The following is a 10,379-nucleotide window of genomic DNA, read 5'->3' on the forward strand; positions in this document are numbered from 1 at the left end:
CGTCGGTGTCGGCGACGATCCGGCCGGCGAGGTCGGTGAGCACGATGCGGACGTGGTGGGCGCCGAGGTCGGCCGCGGCGACGAAGCCGGCGTCCGCGACGAGCTCGAGGCGCCGGGCGCGTCGGCCGCCGCGGGAGCCCTCGGCGCCGCTCTCGCGCACGAGTCCGAGGGCGGTCAGCGCATCGACCCGGGCCGAGGCGGTGGAGGGCGCGAGACCGGTGCTCCTGGCGATGCTCGAGCGCGACGTCGTGTCCGAGACGCGGATCAGTCGGAGGACATCCCCGACGGACCCCGGACTGCGGTCCATGTCCTGGAAGTGCTGCTCGTGCATGTCGTCACTGTAGCGACGAAACGGTCGATTACCGAACGAAGTCGTTCCAGATTCGACTGTTTACTTTTGGTGATCGAACGGTAATCTGCTGGAAACAGCCTGTTCCTAGCGTTCAACGACGAGCCAAGAGGAGGTCCGCATGACGAGTGCGGTTCAGAACCCGACCAGGGTGCGCGTTCCCGGTCGACGGTCGTCCACCGCGGACGCGAGCCGGATGGAACGACGCGAGGGCAGGGCGGGCTACGTGCTCATCGCCCCGACGACGGTGCTGCTGGCGCTGTTCTACCTGTACCCGCTGGCACAGACGGTCTACTACTCGTTCACGGACTGGAACCCCGCGTCCGGCGAGACGAACGGCTTCGTCGGCCTGTCGAACTTCACCGGACTGTTCCGGGACGGCGAGTTCGTCCGGGCGGCGGGCAACACCGCGCTGTACGTGGTGATCGTCGTGCCGATCACGATGGCACTCGGGCTCTTCTTCGCGGCGCTGCTGGCCCAGCCGTTCCGCGGCCGAGGGGTCTACCGCGCACTGCTGTTCGTGCCGTACATCGCCCCGATCGTCGGCAGCGCGCTGATCTTCAGCTTCATCCTGTCGCCGCTCGGCGGCCTGGTGAACGGCGTGGTGACCGCGCTCGGCGCTCCCCCGATCGGCTTCCTGACCTCGGAGCCGTGGGCACTGGTCTCGGTGATCGTGTTCTCGATCTGGCAGGGCGTCGGCTACACGATGATCATCTACTCGGCGGCGCTCACGAACATCCCGGCGTCCTACATGGAGGCCGCGACGCTCGACGGCGCCGGGCCGATCCGCCGCTTCTTCCGGATCTCGCTCCCCCTGGTCGCCCCGACCACGGGCTTCCTCGCCATCACCGGCGTGATCGGCGCGCTGCAGGTCTTCACGCAGGTCTACGTCCTGACCCAGGGCGGCCCGATCAACTCGAGCGAGACGATCCTCTACTACATCTACAACCAGGGCTTCGTGTTCTTCCACGGCGGATCGGCCAGCGCTGCCGCCGTCCTCCTGCTCATCGTCGGCATCCTCGTCGCGGTCGTCCAGCTGCGGGTCATCAACCGCCGCGACCCCATCGAGCTGAACTAGGACCGCCACCGTGACCCAGATCGCCTCCCGCAGCCTCCCGGCGGACGCACGCCGCGCCTCCCGTCCGCACCGCAGCCGCCCGTTCGGCGTGCTGTTCCGCAAGCACTCGCCCGCCGTCCTGCGGCACGTGATCCTGCTCGTCGCGGTCGTGCTGTTCTTCGGCCCGTTCCTCTGGATGCTGCTGACGAGCTTCAAGTCCTCGGAGGAGGCGCTCGCCTTCCCGCCGACGTTCCTGCCGCGGCAGTGGGAACTGTCGAACTACACCGACATCTTCACCGTCGCCCCCTTCGGGTTGTACTTCTTCAACTCGACGGTCGTGGCCATCGCGACGACCCTCGGGCAGATCGTGACGAGCCTGGCCGCGGGCTTCGCGTTCTCGCGCCTGAAGTTCCCCGGCAAGAACGTCGTCTTCGTCGTCCTGCTCGCGGCGCTCCTCGTGCCGTTCGAGGTCGTGTTCACGCCGCTCATCACCCTGCTGTCGTCGTTGCACTGGCTGAACAGCTACCAGGGCCTCATCGTGCCGAACATCCCGTCGATCCTCGGCACCTTCCTGTTCCGGCAGTTCTTCACGTCGTTCCCGAGCGAGATCGAGGACGCCAGTCGGGTCGACGGTGCCGGCGTGTGGCGGCGGATGTGGTCCGTCGTGACGCCGATGGCGACCCCGATGATCGGGTCCTTCGCGGTCCTGTCGTTCGTCTACAACTGGAACAACTTCTTCTTCCAGTTCCTCGTGGCGTCGCGGACCGAGTTCTTCACCGTCTCCGTCGGCCTCACGCAGCTGCAGTCCGCGAACGCGAGCCAGAGCTTCAACCTGCTGATGGCCGGCTCGACACTCGCGATCCTGCCGGTCTTCATCGTCTTCATCATCTTCCAGAAGCAGATCGTGTCGGCCATGGCCGGCGGACTCCGCTGATCCCGCACCACCCCCCTTCGCTCCACCCGAAGTCCGAGAAAGGACGACTCATGCGCAAGCGACTGCTCGGTGCCACGGCCCTCGCCGTGGGTGCCGCACTGGCCCTGTCCGGGTGTTCCGGCGGCTCCGTCACCGGCAACTCCGGCGGCAGCGGCGGCAAGACCACGATCACGGTCTGGCACAACTACACGGGGCCCCAGGCCACCGAGGTGAAGAAGCTCATCGACGAGTACAACTCCTCGCAGGACAAGATCGACGTCCAGCCCCAGTACGCGGCCTCGTCCGACCAGTTCGACGCGAAGCTCATCAACGCGCTGAAGAACGACACCGGCCCCGACATGGTGCTCGGCGACAGCACGCCGCAGCAGACCGGCGAGGTGATCCAGACCGGCAAGGTCCTGCCGCTCGAGGACTACCTGTCCAGCGGTGACGTCACGAAGGACAGCTTCACCGAGGGCATGCTCTCGACCGGCGAGTTCGACGGCAAGCAGTACACGCTGCCGACCGACATCGGCGACTACGCCGTCGTCTACAACAAGGAGATGTTCAAGGAGGCCGGGATCACCGACACCCCGAAGACGTGGTCGGAGTTCCAGGACGACGCGAGGAAGCTCACCAAGGGCACGACCCAGTACGGCGCCTACCTGCCGATCGGCACCGGTGAGTGGCCGGTCTTCACGTGGCAGTCGATGCTCTGGGGCGCCGGCGGCGAGTTCCTCAACGAGGACAACACCAAGGTCGAGTTCAACAGCGACGCGGGCGTGAAGGCGCTCACGGCCTGGACGGACATGCTGCAGGACGGCTCCGCCTACCCGCAGTCGCTCCTGACCACCTCGACGAACGGCGCCGTCCCCGCGCTCACGTCGAAGAAGGCCGCGATGGCGATCACCGGCGCGTACGACCTGTCGACCATCGACAGCACGCTCGGCAAGGACAACGTCGGCGTCTTCGCCCTCCCCGGCATCGAGCAGCCCGCGATGAACCTCGGCACGAACAACTCGTACGTCATCAAGACGACGACCGCGAAGCAGGACGCCTCGTGGAAGTTCCTGCAGTGGTGGCTCAGCCCGGACACGCAGGCGAAGTGGGACATCGCGACCGGCCTGCTCCCCGCGAACCAGGCCACGGCGGACAACGCGACGTGGAAGAAGTACCTGGAGGAGAACCCGCGCCTCAAGGCCTTCGCCGACGAGCTCGAGTACGCCAAGGCCCGCCCGTCGATCACCGCGTACGGCGAGGTGAGCGCGGCCCTGTCGACGCAGCTGCAGTCCGCGATGCTGCTGAAGACCAGCCCGAAGGAAGCCCTCGACGCCGCGGCGGAGAAGGCCCAGGCGGCACTGGACGACGCCGCGAAGTAGCGGTCGCTCCGCAGGACGGCCCCGCTCCCGACCGGGAGCGGGGCCGTCCTGCGTGTCGTCCTGACGACGAGAGCAGACTCGCGATGTAGCGTGTCGTCACCAGACGCGATACATCGCGAGTTCGAGGAGGCAACATGGCCCAGGAGAAGTGGCTCGTCGAGGAGCCCAAGGTGATCGACACCGGCATCGTCCGCGCCCTGCGCGTCGGCCTCGCCGGTGGGCAGGTCGACGTCGTCGCCCACGACGAACCGACCGCCCGGATCGAGGTGCACGGCGTGTCCGGCAAGCCGCTCAAGATCGAGCTGGACGGCGACACGCTCACCATCGACCACCCGCAGATCCGGTGGGACGACCCGCTCGGGTTCCTGAAGTCGTTCCGTGGACGCGCCACCGCCGACGTCAGCGTGCTGGTCCCCCGCGACGCACGGGTCACGATCGGCGTCGTCTCCGCGGGCGTGCTGCTCTCGGGCACGAACCGCGGCGCCTCCGTGAACTCCGTCTCGGGCGACGCCGTCGTCGACGGGCTCGCGGGCGACCTCGCCGTGCACGCCGTCTCCGGGTCGACCACGGTGCGCGACCTCGACGGTGCGCTGACCGTCCGCACCGTGTCCGGTGACGTCGTGGCGACGGGGGCGATCCCGCGCCTCACGGCCGACGGGGTGAACGCCGACGTGGTGCTCGACCTGCAGGGCACACCCGACGCGGCGCGGATCAACACGGTGTCCGGATCGGTCAGCGTCCGACTCGAGGACGGCGTCCCCTACCGCTGCACCGTCAGCACGGCGACCGGCGGACTGCAGTTCGACGACTCCGAGGTCCGCGGGGTCCGCGGCTCGTACGTCAAGCAGGGCGGCGAGCTGTCCGGGCAGTGGCTCGACCTGAAGGTCAACTCGGTCTCGGGTGACATCGCGGTCCTGCACGCGCCGCCGGCGGCGCCGTCCGACCCGAGCGCTCCCGCCGCACCGACGGCAACCGACGACGAGACGGTGGTGCCCGACCGGGGTACCAGCACTGCCCCCGGCGAACGCGCAACCGACGACGAGACGGTGGTGCCCGAATGAGTCCCGTCTTCGCGCACGGCCACCTGCGCCTGTCCCTGCTGTCGATGCTCGCCGACCGTCCGATGCACGGCTACGAGCTCATCCAGGCCCTCGGCGAGCGCTTCGGCGGCGCCTACGTCCCGAGCGCCGGCACCGTGTACCCGCGGCTCGCCAAGCTCGAGTCCGAGGGGCTCGTCACGAAGACCGTCGACGGCCGCAAGACCGTCTACGCGATCACCGACGCCGGCCGCGCCGAGCTCGACGCCCGCGCCGAGGAGCTCGCCGCGGTCGAGTCCGGGGTCGCCGACTCGGTGCGGTCCCTCGCCGACGGCGTCCGCGCCTCGGTCGGCGAGGCCATGCGCTCGCTCCGTGCGGACCTCGCCGCGAGCGCCCAGGCCCCTCGAGGCCAGACCGCCGACGAGCCCGTCGACGTCCCGACGGAGGGCGCCCGCGCCCTGCGCGAGGTGGAGATGGCGATCGCCGCGTTCCGGCAGCAGGTCCGGGCGGACCTGCGTCGCCGCGCGACGCGCGGGACGCTCACCGAGGACACGGTGACGCGTCTGCGGGACGGCCTGGAGGCCCTGCGCCGCTCCGTCTGACGGCCGCCGGCGGACGGGTGGTGGCGATCCGCGCCTCCCGTCCGCCACCCGACGGCACGCGTCCGTCGCGTGCCCTGTGGGGCCTGTCCGTTCCCACAGTGTTGACTCGCGCGCGCAACTGAGTAGGTTTGCCGCTCGTGACGAACGAGATCCGGTCGCTGAAGGCGCGACTGATCGGGGATCCCCTGCCCTCGGAGAAGCTCGAGGGACAGCTCCTCCCGAAGCACCTGGCGCTGCCGATCTTCGCGAGCGACCCGCTGTCGAGCGTGGCGTACGCGCCGCAGGAGCTCCTCATGATCCTGCTGCTCGGCGGGATGGCGTTCCTGACCTTCGCGCCGTGGGTCGCGGCCATGGTGGTGCTGCTGCTCGTCGTGGTCGTCGCGTCCTACCGACAGCTCGTCAAGGCGTACCCGTCGGGCGGTGGCGACTACGAGGTCGCGCACCGGAACCTCGGCGAGAAGGCCGGTCTCGTCGTCGCGAGCGCCCTGCTCGTCGACTACGTGATGACGGTCGCCGTGTCGGTGGCGTCGGGCGTGGACAACATCATCTCGGCCCTGCCCGGCCTCGACCCGTTCCGCGTCGAGCTCGCGGTCGCCTTCGTGGTGCTGCTCGCCGGGGTGAACCTGCGCGGGGTCCGCGAGTCGAGCAAGGCGTTCGCGGTGCCGACCTACCTGTTCGTGGGCTCGGTGTTCGTCATGGTCCTGACCGGCCTGGTCCGCACCGCACTCGGCAACGCCCCCGTCGCCGAGTCCGCCGCGTACACGATCGACAACGTCGAGCACACGACGCAGGCGGCCTTCGTGCTGCTGCTCCTGCGCGCGTTCGCGTCCGGCTGCTCGGCCCTGACCGGTGTCGAGGCGATCGCGAACGGCGTGCAGGCCTTCCGCCGACCGAAGATCCGGAACGCCCAGACGACGCTGGTGCTCATGGGCTCGATCGCGATCGTGCTGTTCGTCGGGCTCATCACGCTCGCACTCGTCTCCCACGTGCACTACGCCGAGCGCGCCTGCGACCTGCAGGGCTTCACCGCGTGCGCGACCACGCCGCAGCGCTCGCTCATCGCGCAGATCGCCGCCGCGACCTTCGGGAACGGCAGCATCCTGTTCTTCGTCGTGCAGGCGACGACGGCCGCGGTGCTGCTCCTCGCCGCGAACACGGCCTTCAACGGCTTCCCGCTGCTCGGCTCGATCCTGGCGCGGGACTCGTACGCACCGAAGGCCCTGTCGACGCGTGGTGACCGGCTCATCTACTCGAACGGCGTCATCGTGCTCGCGCTCGTCGCGGTCGCGCTGCTCGTGGTCTACCGGGCGAACGTCACGAGCTTGATCCAGCTGTACATCATCGGCGTCTTCGTGTCGTTCACGCTCGGCCAGACCGGCATGGTCCGGCACTGGCTGCGGCTCCTCCGCGCGGACCGCGACGGCACCGCGGACGAGCCCGTCGACCGGGGCCAGGTCTGGCGCTCGCTGACCATCAACTCGATCGGCGCGACGTCCACCTTCGTCGTGCTCGTCATCGTCACCATCACGAAGTTCACGCACGGCGCCTGGCTCGTGTTCGTGATCATGCCGGTGCTCTTCGTGCTGATGCTCGGCGTGAACCGGTACTACCGCGACGTCTCGCACGAGGTCGAGGCGGACGTCGACACGCAGTTCGGCGCGACCGGCGACCACGCGATCGTCCTCGTCAACAAGCTCCAGAAGCCGGTGCTCAAGGCGATCGACTACGCCATCGCGGCGCAGCACGCCGGACTCGAGGCGGTGCACGTCGCGATCGACGACGCCGAGGCCCGTCGCCTGCAGGCGCAGTGGGTCGAGCACGGCATCGAGGTCCCGCTCACCGTCGTGCCGAGTCCCTACCGCGACATCTCGATGCCGCTCATCCGGTACATCAAGGCGCACCGGGCCGAGCACGGGTCCGAGGTCGTGACCGTCTACACGCCGGTCTTCGTCGTCGGTCACTGGTGGGAGACGCTGCTGCACAACCACCGCGGCCGCCGGATCCGCAAGAAGCTGCTGCTCGTGCACGGGGTGACCGTCGCCCTGGTGCCGTGGCTGCTCGACTCGTCCGAGCTGCTGTACGGCCGTCGCTCGCGGCCGCTCCCGGGCCAGGAGCGCCGCGGGGAGCCGATCCGTCCGGCGCTCCGCCGCTCGCCGCAGGGGGTGTTCCACCACGACGCGCAGGAGGACCGGCTCCTCCGGTCGGTGCAGCGGAACAGCCTGCAGCCCGTGGGACGGCCGGTGCAGCGCGAGGGCCTGCAGCCGAGGCGCGCGATGCGTCCCGCCGGCCCCGCCGAGGGCGTCGACCAGACCCAGTGCACGGGCGAGATGCGCCTCCTCGTCCCCGCACCTGCACGACGTGACGGCGACCGGTCGTAGCATCGTCCGCGACATGACGATCTCCGACCTGCGCACCTTCGCGACCTTCGACGGCCACGGCGGCAAGGTCTCGAAGCGCGTCGAGGTGCTCGACCACGAACCATCGACGGCCGGACCGTACGCCGGACTGGTCCCGGTGCGCGGCGAGCACCCGCTCGGCGCCCTCGACGAACGACCCGCCGACGACGGCGCCGACCTCGCCCGCGGAGTCGCCAGCATCGGCTGGGTGGACCCCGCGACGCTCCGAGACTGGTACCGGCCGGACAGCGTCGTCGTCACGCGGCTCGAGGCACGCCGCTCCGGGCTCGAGCCCGGGACCTACGCCGACTCGCGTGGTCGCGGTCGCGTCCGGATCGACGGCCTGGAGGCACGGCTCGCCCCCGACGGTCGGCCCGCCTTCCGCGCGCTGGCCGGCCCGGTCGACGCGCCCGTCGTCGACGTCCCCCTGCCCACCGACCAGGCGGTGCGCCTGGTCGCGGTGCGTCCGGTCGACGACGGACTCGAGGTCGTGACCACCCCGGTGTCGCCGTTCCTCTCCCCCGGTCGCCACGCCGTGTACGGCGCCGACGTGGTGGGACTCCCGCCCCGGCCGTCGACCGGGCAGGTGTCGGTGCGCGCTGCGGTGCTGCTCGACGGGTCGCTGCACGAGGTCGTCCGGATCGACGAGCAGGCCGCGACGATCTGGATCCGGCAGGGCGACACCGAGGTGCCGATCGCGGCCAGCGGCGTCGGGCCGGACCTGGTGCGCTACACGGCGACGCCGGTCTGAGCGCTCGGTCCCGTGGGGGACGTCCTCGCTGCGTGTCGGGTCCGCCGTCGCGCGTAGGTTCGGCGCCATGACCGACGCAGCAGACCACACCCCCGACGAGTCGCACCAGGGCGAGACCCTGGGCGGCGAGCGTCCCGACCCCTCGACGACCGCGAGCAAGGACCCGGAGCAGTGGGTGACCGGCGACGAGCCCATGACCGGCCCGCAGCGCAGCTACCTCGACACCCTGGCCCGTGAGGCCGGCGAGGAACTCCCCGCGGACCTCACCAAGGCTGAGGCGTCCGAGCACATCGACCGCCTGCAGCAGCAGACCGGGCGCGGCGCGGACTCCTGACACCTCGCTCCTCCCACCGACGCCGGTCCCCGCTGTGGCGGACCGGCGTCGGTCGTTCCTGAGAGCCGGTCCCCGCTTCGGTGGACCGTCTCCTGGACGACCCCTGGCAGAGTCCGGGCGGTTCGCCGAGGCCACCGGGTCGATGACACGTCACCGCATAGCGTCGGCACCATGCGAACGACATCGACCTCCATCGGACTGACCGCGCTCCGCATCGTCCTCGGCGTGGTGTTCATCGCCCACGGCGCCCAGAAGTTCGCCCAGGGCATCCCCGGCGTCGCCCAGGGCTTCGCGAGGATGGGCGTCCCGCTCGCCGAGGTCGCAGCCCCGCTCGTGGCGGGACTCGAACTCGTCGGCGGGATCCTCCTCGTGCTCGGCGTCGCCACCCGTGTCGTCGGCCTGCTGCTCGCGGTCGACATGGTCGTCGCGGGCCTGCTCGCCCACGCCACCGCGGGGTTCTTCGCCCAGGAGGGCGGCTTCGAGTACGTGCTGGTGCTCGCCGTCGCGTCCCTCGCCGTCGCGCTCACCGGACCCGGACGGTTCTCGGTCGACGCCCTCGTGCTGCGCTCCGCGCGACGGAAGCGCGGGGTCCGGGAGCCCCTCCCCGCCTGAGTGCTGATCAGGTCTTCCTCCCCGCCACGGGGGACGTCGGTGGCCAGGTGGGGAACGGGGTACATGGTAGAGTGATCGGCAGATTTCAAACCACGAACCGTTCGGTTCCCCGGGTGGCAACCACGCACCCGCCAGGACCGGACCAGAGCCGATCACGAGGGGGTCACGCATGGGGCGCGGCCGTCAGAAGGCAAAGCACACCAAGGTCGCCCGGGAGCTGAAGTACTTCAGTCCGGACACGAACTACGGTGCGCTCGAACGCGAGCTCTCCGCCGGGCAACACTCGGACGAAGACTCCTACGTCGACCGCTGGGCTGACCAGTACGGTGAGGAACCGGGCGACGACGAGGACGAGTTCGAGCCCCAGCAGGACCAGAACAAGTCCGCCTGACCCGAACCGTCGACGCCGCGCACCCTCCGGGGCCGCGCGGCGTCGTCGTGTGCGCGGGCGGCCGGTGCCGGGCTCCGGGCTCCGGGCTCGTACTCGCCGAGCGGGCCTGATCCGTCACACTCGACGCTGCCCGACGACAGAACGCACCCGCTCGCCGGACCTGAGCGGCATGTCGTGCCCGCTCGGCGGCAGCCTCGTCGGCCTGTCAGCCTCCCGGTCATCCGACGCACGTCGACCGGCCGCGGACGCCTGGCAGCCGACTCGGCCCTAACGAGCGGGCCCGATCCGTCACACTCGACGCCGTCCGACGACGGAACACACCCGCTCGCCGGACCTGAGCGGCATGTCGTGCCCGTTGAGCAGGAGCGCCGACCCGACCGACGTCGAGCTGCCGACCGCGTCTGACTGGCTGCGGCCGAGGCGCCGGGCAGAGTCAGTCGACCGGGAAGAGTCAGCCGACCGGGTGCGATCAGTCGCGCTCGATGCGCCGCAGCGACCGGAACTGCTCGACCGCCGAACCTGAGCGGCGCGTCGTACCCGCTCGTGCCCGCGGCCGAG

The 10,379-nt window shown here is 70.3% G+C and carries 11 protein-coding genes; 10 read left to right on the plus strand and 1 reads right to left on the minus strand.

From position 1 onward, the window contains the following. A partial coding sequence (locus D8M35_RS13490) for a winged helix-turn-helix domain-containing protein (RefSeq protein WP_148113375.1) occupies positions 1-331 on the minus strand: 331 nt, incomplete at its 3' end. Between the two features lie 139 nt (positions 332-470). Here D8M35_RS13490 and D8M35_RS13495 point away from each other — a divergent pair. From D8M35_RS13495 to D8M35_RS13540, 10 genes are all read left to right on the plus strand, one after another. Further along, positions 471-1,427, plus strand: a complete 957-nt coding sequence (locus D8M35_RS13495) for a carbohydrate ABC transporter permease (RefSeq protein ID WP_126892319.1) — start codon at positions 471-473, stop codon at positions 1,425-1,427. 10 nt (positions 1,428-1,437) lie between these two features. Further along, positions 1,438-2,340, plus strand: coding sequence for a carbohydrate ABC transporter permease (locus D8M35_RS13500; protein WP_126892320.1), 903 nt, complete (start codon positions 1,438-1,440; stop codon positions 2,338-2,340). Between the two features lie 50 nt (positions 2,341-2,390). Then, positions 2,391-3,698 (plus strand): ABC transporter substrate-binding protein, encoded by a 1,308-nt coding sequence (locus D8M35_RS13505; protein WP_126892321.1) that lies wholly within the window; start codon positions 2,391-2,393, stop codon positions 3,696-3,698. A gap of 134 nt (positions 3,699-3,832) precedes the next feature. Further along, a complete protein-coding gene (locus D8M35_RS13510; RefSeq protein ID WP_161972669.1) occupies positions 3,833-4,759 on the plus strand; it encodes a DUF4097 family beta strand repeat-containing protein in 927 nt (308 codons plus the stop codon). Beyond that, entirely contained in the window at positions 4,756-5,337 is a 582-nt protein-coding gene (locus D8M35_RS13515; protein ID WP_126892322.1) for a PadR family transcriptional regulator, read from the plus strand. Before D8M35_RS13510 ends, D8M35_RS13515 begins: the two co-directional genes overlap by 4 nt. A gap of 128 nt (positions 5,338-5,465) precedes the next feature. After that, positions 5,466-7,715 carry an APC family permease gene (locus tag D8M35_RS13520; RefSeq protein WP_126892323.1) on the plus strand — a complete coding sequence of 750 codons (2,250 nt, stop codon included), beginning with the start codon at positions 5,466-5,468 and terminating at the stop codon, positions 7,713-7,715. Positions 7,716-7,728: 13 nt separating this feature from the next. Continuing rightward, entirely contained in the window at positions 7,729-8,484 is a 756-nt protein-coding gene (locus tag D8M35_RS13525; protein WP_126892324.1) for a hypothetical protein, read from the plus strand. Between the two features lie 67 nt (positions 8,485-8,551). Continuing rightward, a complete protein-coding gene (locus D8M35_RS13530) occupies positions 8,552-8,818 on the plus strand; it encodes a DUF3072 domain-containing protein (RefSeq protein ID WP_126892325.1) in 267 nt (88 codons plus the stop codon). Between the two features lie 171 nt (positions 8,819-8,989). Next, entirely contained in the window at positions 8,990-9,430 is a 441-nt protein-coding gene (locus tag D8M35_RS13535; RefSeq protein ID WP_126892326.1) for a DoxX family protein, read from the plus strand. Positions 9,431-9,599: 169 nt separating this feature from the next. Beyond that, complete coding sequence (locus tag D8M35_RS13540; protein WP_058727428.1) at positions 9,600-9,821, plus strand: DUF3073 domain-containing protein; 222 nt, start codon at positions 9,600-9,602, stop codon at positions 9,819-9,821. The last annotated feature ends 558 nt before the right edge of the window (positions 9,822-10,379 follow it).

The organism is Curtobacterium sp. HSID17257 (assembly GCF_003989515.1).
Taxonomy (GTDB): Bacteria; Actinomycetota; Actinomycetes; order Actinomycetales; family Microbacteriaceae; genus Curtobacterium.